We start from the raw sequence: 21,673 nt of genomic DNA, 5'->3' as shown, positions 1-21,673 counted from the left end.
TCTTAAAACCATTTAGGTTATTTTTGGATTAAATAATCCTAGACGTATTTCGTTTTTTTAACGTACATACCATCAAGCTTAGAAAACCTTAAGAAATGAAGAAAAACTATATTTTGGTCTTGTTGATGCTTTTGGCAATGCCTATGCTGTCATTTGCTACGCACTTACGAGCCGGAGAAATCACAGCGAAAAGAATATCGAGCACCGAACTTACGTATAAAGTCACCCTAACCACCTACACAGACCAAATAAACGGTAAAGCCGCAAATGACGGGCAGGAATCGGTGAGTTTTTATTTTGGTTTTTCTACCAATAAAGTGGAGGCTTTTAAAGTTACCCGAAAAAAGAAATTGCTGATAAATCCGGCTACCATGTGTAATGTATACGATACCACGTTTACATTTCCAGCACCGGGAACCTACACCATCAGCTGTGGTATAGTAAACCGAAACGAGCGAACCATTAACTTGCCGCAACCTTCTGAAAACATTAGCTTTTTTGTACAGTCTACCATAGTTATTAGCTCTAGTTTTGGATTAAACTCTACGCCTGTTTTATTAAATATTCCGCTTGACTCCGCCGTGGTGGGGCAGCGATTTATCCATAACCCGGGTGCATATGATATAGACGGCGATAGTTTGTCGTATAAACTCACCACTCCTAAAAAAGATAAAGGGGTAGACACCGGTATTGGAGAGTTTATAACAGGATATAAAGACCCGAGTAGTTTGGGAAAAGTACCCATACTCAATGAGGCTGGCACAGGTCCAGCCTCTTTCAAAATTAATGCCCTCACTGGCGATTTGCTCTGGGATTCACCTCGAGAGATTGGGCAATACAACGTGGCTTTTATAATAGAGGAATGGCGAAAAGCCCCCGATGGATCCTATGTTAAAATAGGCGAAATAGTCAGGGACATGCAAATAATAGTGGTAGAGTCCGAAAACCACCGGCCCGAGTTGGAGGTGCCAGCCGATATTTGTGTGGAGGCGGGCAAAAAAGTGGAGTTTGAAGTCACTGGAAAAGACAAAGATAAAAACACACTAAAGCTGACCTCGTCTGGTGGGGTGTACAACGTAGACGCGAGTGGGTTCTTCTTTAAATTTGTGGAGCCTGAATCTGCAGTATTTAAGAGCATTAGTGCCGTAAGCCCAGTTACGGGTACATTTACATGGAATACCAATTGCTTGCATGTGCGAGACCAGAGTTATGACGTGTTGTTTAAAGTAGAAGACAACCCAGGGAGGTTCCTTACGCAATTGGTAGACATCAAAACTGTGAAAATAAAAGTGCTGCCACCTAGTCCGTTGGGTTTAACTGCTACCGAAAACGAAGGGGTCATTGACCTTAAATGGAAATCAAATACCAAATGTAGTTTTGAAGGGAAAACACTTATCTATAGAAAAAATGGATGTAGCGGCCTTAACCCCGGAGCATGTACTGCAGGTATGCCCGCAGAGTGGGGCTATGTGCTGATAGGTACTGTAAATGCTACAGACAGTGTATTTGTAGATAAAAACGTAGAAAAAGGGACTATCTACAGCTACAGACTGGTTTCTGATTTAAAAGTGAATCAGTTTTTAAATATGCAGAGCCCTCCAGGCACCGAGTTTTGTATCGGTAGCGAAATCAAGTCGGGCATGACAGTGCTCACCAATGTGACGGTAAACAAAACAGATGTGGCCACGGGCGAAATTCAAGTGAAATGGACCCGCCCGTTGGGTTTTGACACCACGGCATTTAAAGGGCCATATACTTACAAACTTTATCGTGCAGAAGGCATTGGGGGCGAAAACTTCCAGTTGATTTATACCAAACCTACTACTTTGACTACTGCCGCAGATACCGTATTTAATGATACAGGCTTAAATACCAAAGACAAGGTGTATCGCTACAAAATTGAGATGCTGATAAAAGGTACGGAGCTTTATGGAACTACCGCTGCGGCGTCTTCGGTGCGAATGAGTGCATCGCCAGAAGATAAGTCACTGAGGCTTTCGTGGGAGGCCAATGTGCCTTGGTCAAATGACAATAACACGCACATTATTTATAGAGAAGACAAACTAAAACCGGGTACCTATAATAAAATTACGGAAGTGAAGGTTTCTAATGCCACTACCTATAACTATGTAGATTTTGGCTTGGATAAAAGCCCCGAAGATGGCGACATTTCGTATGATATTCAGAATGGCGAAACGTATTGTTACAAAGTGGTGACGTATGGTTCTTACGAGAAACTGCCAGCCTTAGGTCAACTTGAGAACTACTCACAGATAATATGTGCAAGTCCTGCAGATAGAAGCCCGCCGTGTACGCCTACCAATATTTCACAAACCAATATTTGCGAAACCTTAGACTCAAAAGACTTTTGTAACGAAAGCACATTTACAAACAAAGTAGCGTGGTCTATGCCTGCTAGTTCGGGAAGTGGAATTTGCCGTACGGACTTGTCTTCGTTTAAAATATACTATGCACGCTATGAAAGCCAAGAACCTGCCCTCATAGCCATTCAAGACGCAGCTTTGGGTACTACTTTTAACCACAGAAGAAACTCGAAAGATGGTTTTGCGGGATGTTATTATATTTCGGCCGTAAGTAGCCAAAACATAGAAAGTCCAGTAAGTCAAAAAATATGTTTTGATAACTGCGAAAAACTAAGTTTCCCGAATGTGTTTTCGCCCAATGGGGATAACATAAACGACACGTTTACGCCAATGAACTGTCCGGCATTTATAAAGAGTATTAAATATGAAATTTATGCCTCTTCGGGACTTTTGGTAGCTGAAGGGACAGGGACAGAAATGAGCTGGAACGGAAAAAACCTCAATGGAAAAGACATGCCAACGGGCGTATATTATTATAACATAACCGTGAGTTTCGAAAAGCTCAGCGAAGAAGGAACCACTAAGGTTTATAAAGGGTATGTAAGTCTCAGAAGATAAAAAAATGGGGTGTCTCGAAAGGGGCACCCCATTATATTTTTAAAGGAAATAAATTTGAATTAAATCGAGATGCTTACTACCTCAACTTCTACTAGTCCTGCAGGAGCTTGAATCTGGGCTTTGTCGCCTACTGATTTGCCTAACAGGCCCTTAGCAAAAGGCGAATTTATAGAAATCTTGCCTTGTTTTAGATCAGCTTCTTCCTCAGCCACTAGCGTATAGGTCATCATTGCCCCGTTTTTAAGGTTTTTGATTTGCACCTTATTCATTAGCGATACCGTAGAGGTATCTATGGTTGACTCGTCTATGATTCTCGCACTTGAAAACAACACCTCTAACTTAGAAATTTCACTCTCCATGTGGCCTTGGGCATCTTTGGCGGCGTCGTATTCAGCGTTTTCTGATAAATCACCTTTGTCTTTGGCTTCAGCTATGGCAGCAGAGATTTCTCTACGGCCACGGGTTTTAAGGTCGTTTAATTTGTTTTTCAAATTATCATATCCTTCCTGGGTGTAATATTGAAATGACATGTTTTTTAAAGTAATTTATGTTAGATGTTAAAAAAAAATAACCCTCCTTTTGTTAAGGGGGGTAGAAAAAAAAAGAACGGCGACAATCGACCGTTCCTGAAAACTATATGTATTTCAGAAACTCTTCTAAGTTATTGTTTGTATCAAATATTTAGATTTCAATTGTTCCATTTATCTTAATTTGTGAACAAAGATAAACAAATACATTTGTATTGTCAAGAGGTTTTTAAGCAGTATTTTAAGGTATTTAACCAAAAATATTAGGGCTTTAAAATCAATGTTTTAGCCTAGTAATTGGATGCCTGCAGGGTCAGTTTTTGATAAACTCTTAAAAAAATCTGTATGCCCTATTGCCTGGTCAGCCCTCAAAACTCCCCGTTGGTTTGTGAGTAAAGGCAATAAAGCCGCCACGCCAAGACCCGCCGCATAAAGTGCCGCTGGAGTGTGTAGCCTAAAGCTGTATTTTTGGTCTATTACCAAAGAAATTAACATTTCGGACTGTTTATTTTTAAAGATTTTTCCTCTCATAAAATAAAAACAAGCAGCATACATTTTTACAAAAGAAGGAGCACTAGGCAGAAAATTTAACAAGCCAACAAACGGGTATAAAGCCGCACCCAAAGGCGTGAAATAGGAACCAATAAACTGAAGTTTAGGTGCTACTTGGTTAAAATAAAATGTGTCGGGCAGCTCAGCCAAGAAACCTTTCCATTGTTTGTTTTGGTAGCCAAATACGTGGTTTGGGCCTATCGGCTTCGCGGTTTTTAAAGTGCCGTTTTCAAAATATACAGACGGTTTACTTAGGCTTTCGGCCATCAGTTGGCACATGTCTTTGCCCGCCTTACTAAAAATCGAATACTTGATATTGAAGTGAATCGACTTGGCATCGGGGTGTTTTTCAAGGGCTAGTTCACAGAGGAAATTGCTAATGCCCGGAAAAAGCCCCACGCCGTGGAGGTATAGCCCCGATTGCTGATTTATAGATTTATGTTGAAAACGAATAATCTCTGCAACAAAATCGGCCGCTGCGGTAGTTTCTAGGATAGTTTTTTGTTGGGCAAGTAAATCATTGATTAGCCTAAAATAACCCTCAAAGTCAGATACAGGTGCGGTATTAATTACGACATCAAATGGTGTTAAGGATACGAACGTTTCTGCACGCTGCCAATCAAATTGCACTTGGTTGGCTTTGGGAGACCGACTGCTAACCGAAATGTCATAATTGCCCAGTTGACAGGCTTTAAGTATTTGAGAGCCAAGCTCTCCCGAGCCACCAATAATCAGGATTTTCATAATACGTAATGTGTAAGATTTTACGCAATATAGTCAGAAATTGAATTTGGTATGGTGGTTTTGTTTCTTATTTTTAGCTCTTTATTTTGTAGTTAAAAAGGGGAAGATTTTTAAGGTATTTTATAATAAATAACATTTTCATTTTTGCCCAAAACAGCACCAAAACCGTTCTCTATGTTGGTTAGTGTAGGGTTTATGGGTTGAAATGCCTTGAAAATGCCGTCAGGTGGATTATAAGTTGAAATATAGTCGTAGTAGAAAGAGCTTACGATGCTTAATTTTATTTTCAAGTCGGTAATGGTTTTTTCACCAGGTTTGGGTAGTTCTGTATACCCTAACATTTCAATATAAAAAGTTATTTCATTTTCTTCTTTATTGTAACATTTGGTGTTGTAAATTTTTAAATATGACGCTAAGTCATAGATACAAGGATCTCCGAACTCTGCAGGTGATTTAGTTGAAATAATATTATTTGATGTATTAATTTCATTGTAGCGACCTGTAATTTCTACAGCAACATAAAGGTTGTCTTGATCTACTTTTTTGAATTTTATTTTTAAAAGTTTAGTTGGGCTGCTAACATTAAGTGGAGATGTGACTTTTTCGTCGCTAAAACCTACACTTGAAACTTCTATTGGATTCGGAATTATTTGAGGTTTAGATTTTGCATCTTGAAAACCGTCGGCTTTTACTTTAAAATAATACGATTTGCCAACTACGGGTTTATATCCACTTGGAGAAATATACATATTAGTTGCTTTGTTTCGAACCAGTGTTTCTTTCCATTTTTCCTTTATAAACCAATGGGTCTGGTGAAGGTCAGCGGTGGTTGCCGTTTCTTCGCTTGAAAACTCTCTAGCCAGTCCTTTATCGATAAAAAAAATTTTGTTAGACACTTCCCCTTCCTTGAGTAAAAGGTCGCTTGAATTGTAGCTTGATTTTTCGAAATATTGACAGATCAGGTGTGCGGTTTCACGGTCAATTTGTAGGGTTTGGATTAAATAGTTTTCTAGTTTCAATGGATAAGTTTTTTAATCTAAACCCCTAAATAAAAATATTTATTGCCTTTTAAACTCATTTTGTTTGGCTGTTCTTTTCTTTACGGTAGTTTTTAAGATAAACGCATGATTTGGGTTTGCAGATAATTCATTAACTTTGCAGCCAAATTGTAAATAAACTAATTAGTATATGGCACAGTATGATGTTGTAATTCTTGGAAGTGGCCCTGGTGGCTATGTGACTGCCATTAGAGCCTCTCAGTTAGGTTTGAAAGTAGCCGTTATAGAAAAAGAAAATTTGGGTGGTATTTGTCTAAACTGGGGATGTATTCCTACCAAGGCTTTGCTTAAGTCGGCCCAGGTTTTTCAATATATCCAACACGCCAAAGACTACGGCATCACAGTGGGCGAAGCCTCTGCAGATTTTAATGCCGTTATAGCTCGCTCTAGAGGTGTGGCAGACGGCATGAGTAAAGGTGTTCAGTTTTTGATGAAGAAAAACAAAATTGACATCATAATGGGTTACGGAAAAGTGCTTGCAGGCAAAAAAGTAGAAGTAACTGCAGCAGACGGAACCAAAAGCACAGTAGAAGGAAAAAACATAATAGTAGCTACTGGAGCAAGAGCAAGACAGCTACCTAACGTGCCGATTGACGGTCAGAAAGTTATAGAATATCGCAAAGCGATGAGCCTTGAAAAACAACCAGAATCTATGGTTGTGATTGGTTCGGGAGCTATTGGAGTTGAGTTTGCGTATGTATATGCAAGCATGGGCACAAAAGTTACCATCGTAGAGTTTATGCCAAATATAGTTCCGGTAGAAGACGAAGATATTTCGAAAGAACTAGCGAAGCAATACAAAAAAATGGGTATTGAAATTCACACTAACTCGAGTGTTGAGAAAGTGGATATTTCGGGCAAAGGATGTGTATCTACCGTAAAAACGCCAAAAGGTGAGATTCAGATTGAGTCTGATATCGTATTATCTGCGGCGGGTATCCAAGCAAATATCGAAAACATCGGTTTAGAAGATGTGGGTATCGCTACAGACAGAGGCAAAATATTAGTAGACAAATATTATCAAACAAATGTACCGGGGTATTATGCCATCGGTGATGTAACGCCGGGTCAGGCATTGGCTCACGTAGCATCTGCTGAAGGTATCATTTGTGTAGAAAAAATAGCGGGTCACCACCCACAACCGTTAAATTACGGAAACATACCGGGCTGTACGTACTGTTCGCCTGAGATAGCATCAGTAGGTATGACCGAGAAAGCCGCCAAAGAAGCCGGATACGAAATCAAAGTAGGTAAGTTTCCATTCTCGGCATCGGGTAAGGCAAAAGCTGCCGGAGTGCCAGAAGGTTTCGTTAAGGTGATTTTTGATGCCAAATATGGCGAGTGGTTAGGCTGCCACATGATAGGAGCAAACGTAACCGAAATGATAGCCGAAGCAGTAGTAGCTCGTAACTTAGAGACTACCGGTATGGAAATAGTGAAGTCAGTTCACCCACACCCAACTATGTCAGAGGCCATCATGGAAGCCGCAGCAGCTGCCTATGGTGAGGTTATTCACTTGTAAGGTTTCGAGAAATTAGGTCTATAATAAAACAGTAGTAAGCGTTTAGTTTGCTACTGTTTTTTTTGTGTCGGTTGGTCAATATATGTATACAAAGAATTATTATTTGAATCTTACTCACATTAAGTCATTAGAAAAGAGTCTGTAAATTTCATTTTCTAGAGTTTAATTTCTATTCTTTGTATAGTCGTCTTGAATGAGTTTTAAAAATTTGCACCTTTTTAATTAGAGCAATTTAAGATTTTTTGAGAAGCCGATATATTTTTTCAGAATTTACGGTTCCTACGGTTTAACAGGATGTAATTTGCTTTTCTTCTAACAATAAAGCTTGAAGCTTTTCGGCTTTTTTAGGGGCTCTATTATTAATAGAGGTCTTTGTCCAATATTTATGTGATTTAAGGAATTTTATTTGAGTTTTTCTCCAATCATTTAAATCCTTGACTATTAATCTTTCTTGTAATTCATAAAATAATGTTTCGGAAATTTTATCGTAGTCTTCTCTACCTAGGTAATCTAAGTCTGCATCTGCTAAAATTTCTTCAAGTTTGTTTTTTGGATTTTGAGGAATTTTTGTAGCCATTATTAAATTCTTTATCCGTGTAATATCGCTTTTGGAAAATCCGAACTTTGGCAAGTTTTCCTCCGCAATCTTGCAGCTTTCTTCTTCGTGTCCGATAAAGGTTGAAATAAATCCAATGTCATGAAACCAGGCGGCTGCTTCTAAAATATTTAATTCTTTTTGTTCAATAATGCCTTCAGATTTAGCTATGCTAAGAGACATTTTTACTACATCTAACGTATGATGAAACCCATGGTATTTTAAATTATGGGATAAATTGTTTTTTAATTTTTCTTCAACAAAATTCCTCAATGAGTTCATAAAATAATGGGGATAAGAATTTAAAGTTAGTATTTGTGTGATTGGATAATTAAAAGTTAATGGACACGAAGTTTTTTAATTTCGCCTCCACTAACTTCTTTTATACTGTGTATATAAATAAATGCGTTTTGGTCTGTTTTGTAAATTGCATTCTTAATAGTATGAATCTCCAATCTAGTAACTACGGTCATAATAATGTCACAGTTATTACTTATCTCAAAACTTCCAGGTAAAAAACCTCTTTCTCCTTTATATACGGTAATGGCTTTGTTTAAGTCATTGACAATAACTGATTTTATTAATTCGGCTTCTTTAGAAATTACAGTAAGGGCGGTATACTCTTCAAAGCCATCCACTATATATTTTGATACTTGCAAAGCAGTAAAATAAGTTAAAATTGAAAACATAGCTTTTTCAAGACTTAGAATCATTGCAGAGGTTAAAAATAAGATTGTATTTATGAGCATAATTATTTCTGAAGTTGTAATTCCGAATTTTTTATTGCTGTATTCTGCAATTACCTCCAGTCCATCAATTACTCCACCTCCTTTAATTACGAAGCCAATTCCAATGCCTATAAAAAAACCTCCAAATAATGCTATTAAAATCTTTTCATGAGTGACGACGGGAATATTTACTAATTGTAAAAAAAAGGCCAATAATATAATTGCAAAAAATGAATGTAATGCAAAGTTTTTTCCAATTTTAAAATACCCAATAATTATAAATGGGATGTTAAGGATAATTAATGGAAAGCTAACATCTACATGAAAAATTTCATGAATAAGAATAGATATTCCTGTAATGCCGCCATCAATAAAATGATTCGGTAACATAAAGCCTTTTATTGCAATTGCGGCACAAAAAGTGCCAATTATTGTAAAAATGATAGACTTTGTTGAAAAAACTTGTGCCCAGTTGATAGATTCTTTTTGGTCCATTTGATTAAATATTAAGACTTAAAATTAGCACTTTTTTGTCTAAAGTATTTTAAAAAAAGAATTTATTCAGCCTAAGTCTGATTTGATAATTTTAGTTTTTTGTAATTTTCCACAAGTATGTTCCCACCATTTTCTGATGCCATATTTAATAATCCTGTTTCACAAAGGCAATTTATTCTAATGCATCGATCTTCATTTGATTGAATTTCTCCCAAAGAATCATCGAAAATTGAGATATTTTCAATTGCACTATAAATAATATGAGAAAAGTACCCAAAACTTTCAGAATCTAGATTAATAGATTCTAAATAGTTTTCAAGTCTCGCCCCTTTCCTATATTTAGGAAAGTCTTCTAAACCTAAAAACTCGAGCATCCATTCTTTTTTGAATTTACCTAATGCCTTGGTGATTCCAATATAATCTGCAATGAGTTCATCATGTAGGTTATTAGAGGCAGAGGCGTAGTTTTTTAATGTATATAAGTGTGTACATTCATGCTCAAGTCGTATAATGTAGGAGGCATTTAGCCACTCCTCATTACCCATTTTTAGTTTTGAAGCAGCAACATTACTATATGGTTTGGTGCTGCAAATTATTAACCTATCTTTATATAAATGTGGATATGATTGAATGGTTTGCAATAAACTATCTTGGTCTTTTAAATTAGAAGGCGTCCAGCTTTTTTTTAGTTTATTTAACCTATCCCAATTATTTATTCCATTTATCATTAAAGCCCCCATGGATAATGGAACAGGAGTAGGGTTGTTTTTATAAAGTAAGCATTGCACTATTTTTATAAAATCAAACTCATTTGGGATTAATATAACGGGGATTTTTCCGGCAAAACTATCATAAATACTTATTTTTATTTGCTCAGCATTAATGAGTTGAAGCTCATTCTCTAAATTTAATATCTCAAATTGGCCCTTAAGTACGGCATTTTTATAGATTTGACTTTTTTCAATTTCATATGCAATAGGAAAACGTAATTGAGGGAAACATTTTTTTAAGAAACTTATTGCATTTGATTCTATTGATTGAGCGTAAAATTCTTCCCAATACGCAATTCTTTCGTTTTCTTTTAGTAATTCACTTAGTTCAATATTTTGAAAATGAAATTTATTTTCAAAGTACGTAATAAATTCATTAGGGAATTTATTTTCAGTTTGATTAAGTTTGTCCTTAATATTCACCATAATTTATGCAATTTGCCGCTTAGCTAATTGTGAAAAGAGAGCGTCGTTTTTCATTAATTCTTCATAAGTGCCAGATTCTACTATTGTGCCCTTATCCAATACATAAATTCGATCAGCATTTTTAATAGTACTAAGTCTATGGGCAATAATTATCCGTGTAGCTTGTAATTTATCTAAACTTTCCGAAACTATATTCTGTGTTTTATTATCCAATGCACTTGTGGCTTCATCCATATATAACAATCTAGGCTTATGAACGATTGCCCTAGCAATCATTAGTCTCTGTCTTTGTCCACCTGAAAATGTCCCAGCACCTTCACTGACTACGGTATGCATTTCCATAGGCATTTGTTTTATGTCGTCCTCCATTCCCGCCATACGAGCAGCCTCCCAAGCGTCGTCTAGTGTTAATTCTGAATTGCCAACAATATTTTGATAAATACTACCAGACATTAATGCACCATTTTGTAAGACTACTCCTATTTGTCTCCTTACCAATTCTTTATTCATAGATTCAAAAGAATCACCATCGTAATATATTGAACCAGCATCAGCTTGTTCAAATCCTAAAAGTAACCTCATAATGGTGGATTTTCCAGAACCTGAAGCACCCACAAAGGCTATCATTTCGCCTGGTTTTACTTTAAATGTTACATCATTTAATACAAGAGGCAAATCTTCTTTATATCTAAATGAAATTGAGTTCATTTCAATTTCTCCTGAAAACTCTCCTGGGTCAATACTTTGCTCAGCTGATTCTGTTTCCTCCTCTAAAATTGGTTTTACCCTTTCGTACAGCGTGACTACATTTAATGATGTAATTAAAGCCATACTAAGTCTTAAGCTATCATTTAAAAACTGATTAAAAGCCGATATGAAAGCCATAAATGCCCCCACTGATAACATAGTTGCTGCTCCTGCAGAATTTGTAATTGTATAATAAATAAATGAGAAAAAGAAAATGCTCGTTAGAAGGGGATAAGAAGCATTAAATGTTTCAACAAAATTTTGATAGCTACCTGAACTAAAACCAAGTTGTTTTAATCGAGAAAACTTATTCGCCCAAAGTGTAAACACTCTTTTTTCTCCTCCTGTAATTCTTATTTTTGTAATTCCAGATAAAAATTCAAATAAAAAACCTTGAATCTCTCCTTGAAGAGTAGATACCTGTCTGTCGTATTTTAACTTAATAAATCCAACAGACACCATAAATATAGTTGCTACTAATCCGAGAAGAACACCAATCCAAGCTAGTTTGGAGTCATAATAAAAGAGGAGTATTAAGTTTACAAATGAAAAAGCACCACTCAAAACGGCCGTCATTAAAACACTTGAAACAATTTGGCGAATAGCATTTATACTTAAAACCCTGTTTGTGAGATCGCCTGTAGAATACTTTTTATAAAAAGTGACAGGTAGTCTTAGCATATGATCCATTACTCCTGCTTGTAAATTTATACTTGATTTTGATTCTAACCTTAATTGAAGAACACCTTGTACTAACTGTAGGCCTGCTTTTATTAGGCCAATCATTATCATTAATGCAAAAACTTCAAAGTGCAAACTTCGATCTGCTGTAGGTATAACGTCATCATACATCATACCAGATAGCACAGGAACAATTAGGCCTATCAAGCTTCCTAATAAAGCTGCTAATATCAGGGTTTTGCCATCTTTTTCCACTCCTTTAATTGCAAAAGAAAATACTTTCTTGATGGAGGTCATTTTACCGTCAAAACCAGCGAGAAACATAAATCCAATTGGCTCTAAAGTACTAGCAATGTCATTATTAACAATGGTTTCGGTTCCTAATTGAGCGTTTATTAGGGTATAGCTTGTTGGACTTTTTTGAATTAGGGCAACGGGTGTTTTGTCTTTTTTTAAGAAAGCTAACAAATGTCCATTTTCATCTTTCCACCACGTATCTCTCAAAATTATTTTACGAATTCTAAGTTTTGAACTTTTTGCAATAGCATATAATTGATTTGAGATACTGTTTTCATAAGTATCTAAATGTTTAGGCTGCTCTAAATTGAACCCTATTTTTTCTCCAATTAATTGACATGTAGCAAATAAAGTATTTTGACTTGTATGGTTAATTGAGGCTACGCCTTTTTCCTTTCCAGATACAACAGACTTTATTTTATCTAAAGTATTTTTTAGTCCTTGTTCTTCTTGAATAAGTTTTTCTTGAAAATGCTTACCTTCATCTATCTTTTGGTTTTCCAATATTTTATTAAGCTGAGCATAGAAATGGCTTTCAAGCTTGCTCAAAGAAAGTAAAAAGTATATTTCATCTTCTTTAATGAGTTCACTAGTACTTAAAACTCGTATTTCTGAGTCAGTTAATGCTTTTATCCAAAGTTTATTTGAAACTGGAGCAATAAAGCTCGAATATTGCTCATGTGATATATTCGTGCTTTCGGAAAAAACTTCTAATTGCCCTTCTAATAACTGTATCCAACTGATTCCATTAGAAGGAAATGCGATTGTATTTTTTTCTAGATTAGTAATGGTATATTCACCTAATGACTTATATACTCTTGGGCTATTATTGGTATTTAACTTTGAGGCCGATTTTATAATCCACTTATTAATCATATTCTTTAGAAAGAAATGATCTACTTCTAAGAGGTTGGACTTATCTATGGCCATTAGCGTAGCATTTGCAGAAGAAACAACTAGTCTGGTATTGTCTATATTTTCTTTTTGTAAAAGACTAAATACTAACTCTCCCTTTTTAGCGGTGAAAAGATGATTTAACGCGTTTAAATAATTTTCGTTTTCATCTATTTTAGTATAAAAAACATTGACTTCGCCGGATAGTACCATCCAAAACCTATCGGATTCATTTAGAATAAATGGATTCTCAACGCCAATATGTATTTTTTCATTTAAAGACATAAGAATAAGTTTTATTTGGTTTCTATTAATTGTGCGTAAACCCCATCTCTATTTATAAGGTCTTGATGCGTTCCTCTCTCTACTATTTTGCCATATTCCATAACTATTATTTCGTCGCAATCAATGATTGTACTAAGTCTATGGGCCACGATCAAACATGTACAGCCCCTTTTCTTAATATTATCCATTACAAGTTTTTCTGCAGTAGGGTCTAATGCACTTGTAGCTTCGTCCATTATTAAAATTGATGGGTTGGTAGCCAGGGCTCTCGCAATTTCTAATCTTTGACGTTGACCTCCACTAAAGTTTCCGCCGCCTTCAAGTACCATACTGTCGTATGCATCTTTTCGGACTGCTATCGTATCATGAATTGCAGCATCACGAGCAGACTGAATAATATGCTTGTCTGTAATAGTGGCATCCCAAAAAGAAATATTTTCTTTAATAGTACCATTAAAAATGAGTACCTCTTGGTCTATTACTGCCAATGATTCATTAATAACGTGCCTGGGTATATCACATTTGTTTTTACCATCAAACAAAATCTCTCCTTCCCAAGGAGAATATAGACCAGATGCAACCTTTGCAACAGTACTCTTTCCACTTCCGGAGCCGCCAACTAATGCAACCCTGCTGCCAGGTCTGAGTTTAAGGTTAAAATTCTCAATCAATGCGGGCATAGTTGTATTATAACCAAATGTCACATTTTTCATTTCAAAATAACCTATTAACTTACTGTCAGTATTTATCTTTTCTGTACTATTGGTAGCTATTTCATTCGGTTTTGCCTTTTCTGTAAATTGATCATCTGTCTCATAATTCAAAACATCGTCAATACGTCCTAGATCACTTTCGGTTTCGTGTAACATAGTGCCTACAGAAATTAATTGATTTACTGGAGAAATAAAATTACCCATTAGATAAGTAAATGCAACCAATGCTCCTAGGGTCATTTCGCCATCCATAATCCTTAATGCACCAAAACCTAGAATAAAAGTGGTAGTTAAAGATGCAAGTAAAGGAGGAATTATATTAAGCCTAATGGTTAGCCAACCAAGCTCTTGCTGTGAATTCATAGTTTTTGCGAGATATCCAACCCAATTTGCAAAAAAATCATTTTCTCGTCCAGATGCTTTTAGGGTTTCTATCATACTAATACCAGAAGTGGTGGTACCTAATAGTTTGCCATTTTCATTACTAAGCCTACGGTTTCCATCTTTTCTAGCTCTTGAGACAAACCTTAAGACAACTACGTTAAGTAATGCCATAAATATGCCAATAAGTGTTAAGGAAATATCATATGAGAACATAAGCATAGCATAGAAAATGACTACAATTACATTTAATGCTGAATTGGCTAAATCACCACTTAATAGCTTTGCTACTTTATCATTTAAAGATACTCTGCTTCCTATTTCTCCACTGTAGCGTTGTGTAAAAAAAGCTATTGGTAGATGAAATACGTGCCACAAAAATTTGCTAGATGTAGTTAGTGCGAGCTTGGTTTCTAGTTTTAATAAATAATACTGTTGTAGATATACCAATACGGAATTAATTATTAAAATACCACCCATTATTAACAAAAGAGGCATTACAAAGCCCGAATAGCTGTTTATTAAATATTTGTCAATGAATATTTGTATAAAAGATGGAATAATAAGTCCAGGGATAACCAAAAATAAGCTTACTAATACAATGTAAGCTATGCTTAGTTTAGAGTTAGAAACTCTAGAAGCCAATGCTGCCATCATTCCCCTTTTTTCATTTCCTTTTTCGAAATTTTCAGATGGATTAAAGGTTAAAACGACACCCGTATAAGAATCATCAAATTCTTGATGTGAAACAGCGTATCTTCCTTGAGCAGGGTCGCTTAAGTAAACTTTGTTTTTGGTGAATCCTTCTAAAACAAGAAAATGGTTAAAGTTCCAAAAAATAATAGCAGGGGTTTGAATTTGCATTAATTTTTCTATTGACTTTGCATACCCTTTTGCTTCTAAACCAAACTCTTTTGCTGCTTTAAGTATGTTTGTAGCTTTTAAGCCATCTCGGGATACTCCACATGCAATTCTAAGTTTTTCTAAAGGAACAAATTTTCCAAAATATCCCAATATGATACTTAAAGCTGCTGCACCACACTCTACACTTTCCATTTGTAAAACTGTTGGTACCTTTACTGGACGAGCCTGCTTTTCTATTACATATTTAGTTTTGCTATCCATTTTCTTAAAGTGGTTTTAGTAGAGTTCAAAGAATTTTTTTAATGCAGGTACAACTATCGCCGCTGGGTTTTCTTGCTTAATGGTGATTTTACCCATACAAGACGTACCTTCTTTTATCGCTATATCAGGACCATTGGCTGATGTCCATTTAAAACCACTAAAGGATTTTTCGTCTTTTTCAAATTCTACGTGTACTTCAAACAGTGGCCCCGATGATAATAAGCCTTTCGCCAATTGGTCGTTTTTAACCGAAGTCATCATGCCCTGCTGAGTTATTGGGAAGTCCGAAACATACGTAATTTTTCCTTTCATGAACCCGTATTCTTGAGGCTGTACAGTTGAGGGTACAACAAACGCCTCCATGCCTTTTTTGATTTTTTTACCATCTTGCGAAGGAACATAAAGTACGCCTCTTAGTTTGTTTGACAAATTATCCCCAACTAAGTTCTTTAATTTAAATAGAGGTGTTCCTGCTCCCACTACCACTCCTGCATCAGTAAGAACTTCTACCACTTCTCCGTTATACGGGCTTCTTATTTTTGACTGTGTATCAAATCGTTCTTGCAAAAACTGAAGGTTTCTCTCTGATTCTGATATTCTTTGGTTTTGTAAAGATATTCTTTGGTGTAGATCAAACCCTATATTGTGCTGCCTGCTAGATGTTTCAACAATTTGTGTTTTAAGTCTTTCTATGGTATTTAACGAAGCATCTATTTGTTGTTTAGTATTAGCTACTTGAGACTTGATTATTAAGCCCTTACTTAAAAGGTTATTTTCTGATTCGAGTTGATTATTTAGAAATATTAATTTTTTACGTTCAGACTCTATCTCTCCTTGAATACTTACTCTGCTTTGAGATATAATTTCGTCTTCGAGCACACTTCCTTGGCTACCATAAGACCTCAACTTGCTCATTTCTAGTTTTCTGTCTGATAGTACAGCCTTTGCGTCTTCTATTTGCTGCAAAAGTTCGGGCTGTTGAATATCCGCAATAATGTCGCCTTTGTTTACTTTGTCACCCATGGCAATTTTGAGTTTTATTAGTTGCCCTTGAGAGGTAGATACCACCTCATGCACTTCTCCGCCTAATACAACCCCTATTGCATTGAGCTTCGTTTTTACTTTACCCAATATAGCCCAACCTATACCTGTACTAAGTGCTAAAAAAACGGTAAACAGTGCTATCCAAGCTTTGGGGCTTGTTACCTTTATTAATTGATCTAACTTTTCTGGTGTGGAAAGTTTTTCTAGGGCTGATTTTCTGAAAAATCCTGCTGACATAATATTGATTATTTAAAATTCTGAATTTGGAATAATATAAAAAGCTCTTGGATCTACCGTGAAGCCATTCTTCTCTTGAGAAACAAGTGTTCCTGTTTCGTGCCTTAGTATTATTATTGCATTTGCAAACTGTTGATAGGCATATAAATATTGTAGCTCAGAGGTAGTTAGGCGTTCTTGGAATAAAATCAAACTTAAAATAGTTGTTAACCCAGTTTGAAACTTTACCTGCTCGTTTGCAAAAGCTTCTTTATAGTTATTTAAAGCCTCTTTAGCTTTTTCTAACACCAAGACACTGTTGTTTAGGTTATTAAGTGCGTTGCTGATATTTAATTCTATATTCCTATTAAGGTTGTCATTGTATACTTGCTGGTCTTTTATTGCGATAACACTTTTTGCTAGATTTCCTTTGGCTAAATTATTATTTACCGGAAAAGTAAAAGAAAGACGAGCCCCTAGTCCATAATTGCTCCCTTGATTATTAGTGAAAGACGAAAATGTTTCTCCTATTCCTGAACCTGTGCTTAGGCTTCCATGAAATACGAACCCACTTAAATCGAGCTGTGGTTTTGTGTTGTTTTCAGCAAGTTTATATTGCAGTTCTAACGATTCCGTGATTATTTGGTTACCTTTTAAATCTGCTCTTTTTTCCTTGGCAGTTTTGATAAAACTACTTTTATCTAGGTCGGTTTTGTACATAGAACCTTCTAGTGTAGGGAGTTCATTTAATGGCACATCTAGCATTAAACTTTCTCCATTACTTAAACCAACCTCTCTGCCTAAATTTACTTTTGCAGCATATAGGCTTTGTTGTGCTATAAAAGTCTGCTTTTCTTGGTTAGCTAAGTCGGCATTTATTTGAACCATGTCTCCGTTGGGTTTTTTGTCAGCTTTAACTAATTCCTTGGTTATTTCTAAGACATTTCTAACTCTGTTTTCATTTTGCTTATAAATTTCTACGTTTTTATACGCAACATAGTAGTTCCAATAAGCCAGGCCGATCTGGAGTATTTGAAGAGAATTTGAGAACTCAAAGTCCCTTTTGGAGTTTTCCAAGTATAGCACCGAAGACCTTTCTGAAGCTGTGGCAATGCTTCTTCCTCTTCCTCTTAATAAAGGCTGTGTCAGCGAATAATTTATTGTGGATGAATGATTTCCAACATATGGGCCTATATTTTGACTAAAACTGTTGATTGGAAAATTGCTGGAGTTAAAACCGTAGTTCACTGAAACCTCTGCTATTTGACCCGTTCGGAGTTTTTTATTGGCTCCTCCCGAAAAATCCCAAGTTTTTGTTTTTAAAAAATCATTTAAATAGGTGTTTCGGGGATCGGCATCTAATAAATTATTCCTTGAAAAATTATTGGAGAGCCTAGCAAAAGAATTATAATCAAAAATGCTTTTTTGAATTTGGAAATTAGCTTCCGAACTCTTAATCACTAATTCGCTTCTCTTTAATGTAGGATTATTATTAAATGCTTTGTTTATCAATTCAGATAAATTGCATTTAATGTTTGATTGGCTATTTGCTTGTTTTGTGCAAATAAGCCAAAGAAAAACAAAAAGGAATTTATAAAGTCTCATTTCTATTTTTTTTTAATTAAACCTCCGAAAACTTATGCAAAATCTGCCCAAATCGAGATCCAGCTTTAGCCACACCATCTAATACATTAGTGTCTATATAGTCTTCCTCTTCAGGGTTACCATAGCCCAGCTGGTCGGTGGTTTTTCTAAGTCTATTAGATAAGAAAAGTGCCAAAGCGTAATGGAAATTAGCTTTGAACTCCATGTTTGTTCTAAATCTATTATTTATAGCTTCTCTCGGTATTTGATAAACTACTGCCTCTTCTGTTACGATTACAGATACAGAAGGTGGTCGGGATTCTAAGAAAGACATTTCGCCAACTATTTCACCTGCTTCTAAAGTAGCTATTACCTGGTGGGGATCGTCGCTGGTATAAACAGCCAGTTTTCCCGAAAGTATTATAAATAAATTATTGATTTCTTCGCCTTTGCTAATCAGTTTATCACCTACGCTAAGATTTGCTTTGCTGCCATTGTTTAGCATCCATTCTACATCTCTGTCATTTAATTGACCCAAGAAAAAAAGTACTCTTTTCATTTTGTGTATGTGTTTAAATATTTAGTAAATTTATAAGTTAACCACCTTAACAGTAAGACAAAAACGCCGACAATCCTGCCAGTTTTGGTTTCTGATTTTTCAATGCCCCATAGGTTAGTCTATTTTCTAATATTCTATTTAGAAGAGACTTCTTCTGCTGCTTTTTTAAGTTCGGTATCTTCTGACAATAACCCGTCTGGTATTACAGGTATGTTGATGTAGAGATACTCGTTGTCAGTTTGATCAGTAACTTTTATTTTTTTCCCAAATGGAAGTTTTCCTCTAAAAAAAATCTCCAAAGTCTGCTCTGGATTTTTGAGCAATGAATTTTTGAAATGCTCATTTTTCCAGGCTTCAGATATTATCCTTTGATATACCCCTTTCCCTTTTATTTGGTTTTTTGAAAGATTCATAAGGTTTCGAATTCTTAGCGTAATGCATTTATCATTTCCTTTGGAGAAATATCATATTGTTCTATAAAAATCTTCGAGAAATAGTTTACATCGTTATAGCCAACCTTGTAAGCTATTTGAGAAATGGACCTATCAATGTAACTGTCAATCATTTTTTTTGCTTTGTGTAGCCTCAGCACTCTTATGTATTTGTTTGGAGTCATAAATATCAGATTTGATATTTTTCTATGTAGCTGTCGCTCGCTTACGGCCATTTTAAAAGACAAATCGTAAAGATTAAGGTCATTTTGTGTGATAGAGCTATGTATTTCCTTTTCAAGGTCAAGCAGCCAATCTTTATCAATTTTGGCCATTTTTTGTGGATTTATAGAGCCCGTACACATCTCTCTAACATTTTGGTTTGTTTCGTATATTTCAAATATTTCTGGGTTCTCCTGAAAAGTTAGACTAAGTGATTTAGCCTTAGATTTCATCATTATTTCTTCAATAATTTCGCTAATTTCTTTACTACTTGAAAATATTATTTTTTCAAGATTTTTGGGGTTGTTAAATGTGTGGTCCTGGTTGGCATTCATTATTTTTTGAAGTGGGCCATTTATGTTTTGAACAATTTGCTCCAATACATTTGGCGACGACCAGTCAATATTTACATTACTTAGAGAACTCATGGTGTAGGTTTTTTTTAATTTATAGTTATATGGATTTTGTTTCATTAAAATGGAAGCTTGTTAAGTCAGTCAATTCTACTCAGGTTTAGTACCCTGTTTAGTATTGAATTTATATCTACTTCTTTTGTCAGAAACAACACTGTAAAGTAAATACTATCTTAGAAAAAGATAAATAGTGAAAGGCTATCGTTTTTGTATAGCAACTATGATGAATATTAACTATATGATGGTAGATATTATAACAAGTGTTTTTTTGAGTTTACGCAGTTAAGGTAATTCGTGCTAAAAAAAAGAGCCTGTTTTTAGTGTTAAAGTATGCGTATTTATAATCCCATGACGTTCACAAAATGAACCATAATAATTGTCTTAAACGCAAATACTTGGACACGATAATTAATTTACTTTTCCCATTTTGGGTCAATTTTGACACCAATTGATTGGAGGAATTTACTTGGGCTTTTGTAGCCTAATCCGCCATGAATTCTTTCGAAATTATAAAATTTCTTCCATCTCGTCATTGTTTGTTTAAAGTCTACTATATTTTCAAATTCAAATCGCTGACAAACAGCACTTTCCATAATTGAATGATAAGACTCAATATGAGCATTTTGTTCTGGTGTTGCAGGTTTGGTAAACTCCTGAATAACGCCCTTTTTTCTTAAGTACTCTTGTACAATTGTTGCTTCAAAGCGAAAGGTCGCCCCCGTGTGATCCGTTATCATTTCTGACGATAAATTGTTGAGGCATAGGATAAGTATCAAAAACCTGCTCGAATAGGTTAATTACATCTTCTGATTTAATTGAATTTGCTATATATTGTCCTAATTGCCATCTTGAATATACGTCTAAAATCGTCAATACTTGTGCGTTTGAGTGCGTTCCTTGAATGTAAACATATTTAATATCAAACTCTAAAAAGCTAAATTCACTTTGAACGTTTGGAACCAAATCTTTTACCCAATTCCTATTTGTCTTTTTAGATTTACTTCGTTGAAATTTTAATAAATTATGCTCTTTCATAAGCTTATAAGTTCTATAAGCCCCAATTTTCAAGCCTTTTTCATGGTTTAAGTAACTATATGTTTTGTAATAGCCATAATCAACGAACTCTCCATTTAATACTGTTTTGATTTCTTTTATCACATAACTTAAGTCATGCTTATTATCCTCAATGTCGTATACAAATCGAGATGCCCTTTTACCCGGTTTAGTCCCAGTAGAGGAATAATAATAGCTACTTCTTGATAGTCCAGCATGTTTCAATACCAAGTGTTTAGGCTTACCTTGCTCCAAAAACTCATCAATTACCATGATTTTCATTTCTTTATTGATTGACTTTTTTTTAAAAGGGAATCCTTAATCTGAATAGCTAATTCTTTCTCAGCCACAATTCTTTTTAGAGCTTCATTTTCACGACGTAACAACTTTAGCTCTCGCTCCGAGTCAGTCATCGCTCCCGATTGCAAACCACTTTTGCCTAGATGCTCTAACTTCTCTTTCCAATTGTAAATACTCACTGATGAAACCCCAAACTCCCTGGAAGCTTCACTAACGCCATGTTGAATAGAATGAAGAACTATTTTCTCCTTCTCTGTTGGCGACCATGTTTTTCGATGCTTTGACATACACAAATCTAATTAATTGTTAACTTAGTTTTGTGTCCAAGTTTTAATCGACCTATCAGGTAATGGATTGTTTATAGATATT

18 protein-coding genes are annotated in these 21,673 nt (G+C 35.4%); 2 read left to right on the top strand and 16 right to left on the bottom strand.

The genetic code is table 11. From position 1 onward, the window contains the following. Positions 1-95: 95 nt before the first annotated feature. Positions 96-2,942 (top strand): T9SS type B sorting domain-containing protein, encoded by a 2,847-nt coding sequence (locus tag ACFOOI_RS14075; protein ID WP_379838633.1) that lies wholly within the window; start codon positions 96-98, stop codon positions 2,940-2,942. 59 nt (positions 2,943-3,001) lie between these two features. Here the strand turns inward: ACFOOI_RS14075 and greA are convergent, their stop codons facing one another. The 3 genes from greA to ACFOOI_RS14060 all read right to left on the bottom strand — a co-directional run bounded on the left by greA (position 3,002) and on the right by ACFOOI_RS14060 (position 5,784). Beyond that, positions 3,002-3,472, bottom strand: coding sequence for a transcription elongation factor GreA (gene greA, locus ACFOOI_RS14070; RefSeq protein ID WP_379838632.1), 471 nt, complete (start codon positions 3,470-3,472; stop codon positions 3,002-3,004). Positions 3,473-3,754: 282 nt separating this feature from the next. Then, entirely contained in the window at positions 3,755-4,765 is a 1,011-nt protein-coding gene (locus tag ACFOOI_RS14065; protein WP_379838631.1) for a hypothetical protein, read from the bottom strand. A gap of 110 nt (positions 4,766-4,875) precedes the next feature. Next, a complete protein-coding gene (locus ACFOOI_RS14060; RefSeq protein WP_379838630.1) occupies positions 4,876-5,784 on the bottom strand; it encodes a DUF4249 family protein in 909 nt (302 codons plus the stop codon). A 169-nt stretch (positions 5,785-5,953) separates the two neighbouring features. Between ACFOOI_RS14060 and lpdA the strand changes: the two genes are divergently transcribed. Continuing rightward, a complete protein-coding gene (gene lpdA / locus ACFOOI_RS14055; RefSeq protein ID WP_379838629.1) occupies positions 5,954-7,345 on the top strand; it encodes a dihydrolipoyl dehydrogenase in 1,392 nt (463 codons plus the stop codon). 286 nt (positions 7,346-7,631) lie between these two features. On the opposite strand, the gene ACFOOI_RS14050 is transcribed toward lpdA, so the two are convergent. The 13 genes from ACFOOI_RS14050 to ACFOOI_RS13990 all read right to left on the bottom strand — a co-directional run bounded on the left by ACFOOI_RS14050 (position 7,632) and on the right by ACFOOI_RS13990 (position 21,591). Continuing rightward, positions 7,632-8,222: an HD domain-containing protein gene (locus tag ACFOOI_RS14050; RefSeq protein WP_379838627.1), complete on the bottom strand. Its 591-nt coding sequence runs from the start codon at positions 8,220-8,222 to the stop codon at positions 7,632-7,634. A gap of 56 nt (positions 8,223-8,278) precedes the next feature. Then, positions 8,279-9,163, bottom strand: a complete 885-nt coding sequence (locus tag ACFOOI_RS14045; RefSeq protein ID WP_379838626.1) for a YitT family protein — start codon at positions 9,161-9,163, stop codon at positions 8,279-8,281. A 71-nt stretch (positions 9,164-9,234) separates the two neighbouring features. Next, on the bottom strand, positions 9,235-10,359 hold the full coding sequence (locus ACFOOI_RS14040; protein WP_379838625.1) for a DUF7005 family protein: 1,125 nt from the start codon (positions 10,357-10,359) through the stop codon (positions 9,235-9,237). Between the two features lie 3 nt (positions 10,360-10,362). Further along, positions 10,363-13,263: an NHLP bacteriocin export ABC transporter permease/ATPase subunit gene (locus ACFOOI_RS14035; protein WP_379838624.1), complete on the bottom strand. Its 2,901-nt coding sequence runs from the start codon at positions 13,261-13,263 to the stop codon at positions 10,363-10,365. Positions 13,264-13,274: 11 nt separating this feature from the next. Continuing rightward, complete coding sequence (locus ACFOOI_RS14030; RefSeq protein WP_379838623.1) at positions 13,275-15,482, bottom strand: NHLP family bacteriocin export ABC transporter peptidase/permease/ATPase subunit; 2,208 nt, start codon at positions 15,480-15,482, stop codon at positions 13,275-13,277. 15 nt (positions 15,483-15,497) lie between these two features. Beyond that, positions 15,498-16,763 carry an NHLP bacteriocin system secretion protein gene (locus tag ACFOOI_RS14025; protein WP_379838622.1) on the bottom strand — a complete coding sequence of 422 codons (1,266 nt, stop codon included), beginning with the start codon at positions 16,761-16,763 and terminating at the stop codon, positions 15,498-15,500. A gap of 12 nt (positions 16,764-16,775) precedes the next feature. After that, on the bottom strand, positions 16,776-18,347 hold the full coding sequence (locus tag ACFOOI_RS14020) for a TolC family protein (protein WP_379838621.1): 1,572 nt from the start codon (positions 18,345-18,347) through the stop codon (positions 16,776-16,778). Positions 18,348-18,363: 16 nt separating this feature from the next. Continuing rightward, entirely contained in the window at positions 18,364-18,885 is a 522-nt protein-coding gene (locus tag ACFOOI_RS14015) for a cyclic nucleotide-binding domain-containing protein (RefSeq protein WP_379838620.1), read from the bottom strand. 134 nt (positions 18,886-19,019) lie between these two features. Beyond that, entirely contained in the window at positions 19,020-19,298 is a 279-nt protein-coding gene (locus ACFOOI_RS14010) for a hypothetical protein (protein WP_379838619.1), read from the bottom strand. A 14-nt stretch (positions 19,299-19,312) separates the two neighbouring features. Beyond that, on the bottom strand, positions 19,313-19,966 hold the full coding sequence (locus ACFOOI_RS14005; RefSeq protein WP_379838618.1) for a helix-turn-helix transcriptional regulator: 654 nt from the start codon (positions 19,964-19,966) through the stop codon (positions 19,313-19,315). 398 nt (positions 19,967-20,364) lie between these two features. Continuing rightward, on the bottom strand, positions 20,365-20,688 hold the full coding sequence (locus ACFOOI_RS14000) for an integrase core domain-containing protein (protein ID WP_379838617.1): 324 nt from the start codon (positions 20,686-20,688) through the stop codon (positions 20,365-20,367). Further along, a complete protein-coding gene (locus ACFOOI_RS13995; protein WP_379838616.1) occupies positions 20,651-21,286 on the bottom strand; it encodes an IS3 family transposase in 636 nt (211 codons plus the stop codon). The genes ACFOOI_RS14000 and ACFOOI_RS13995 overlap by 38 nt, the downstream gene beginning before the upstream one ends. After that, a complete protein-coding gene (locus ACFOOI_RS13990) occupies positions 21,283-21,591 on the bottom strand; it encodes a transposase (protein ID WP_379838615.1) in 309 nt (102 codons plus the stop codon). The genes ACFOOI_RS13995 and ACFOOI_RS13990 overlap by 4 nt, the downstream gene beginning before the upstream one ends. Positions 21,592-21,673 lie beyond the last annotated feature (82 nt).

Source organism: Lacihabitans lacunae, from assembly GCF_042649125.1.
GTDB lineage: Bacteria > Bacteroidota > Bacteroidia > Cytophagales > Spirosomataceae > Leadbetterella > Leadbetterella lacunae.
The sequence above is the reverse complement of the archived record's forward strand: the minus strand, read 5'-3'. Positions and strand labels throughout refer to the sequence as shown.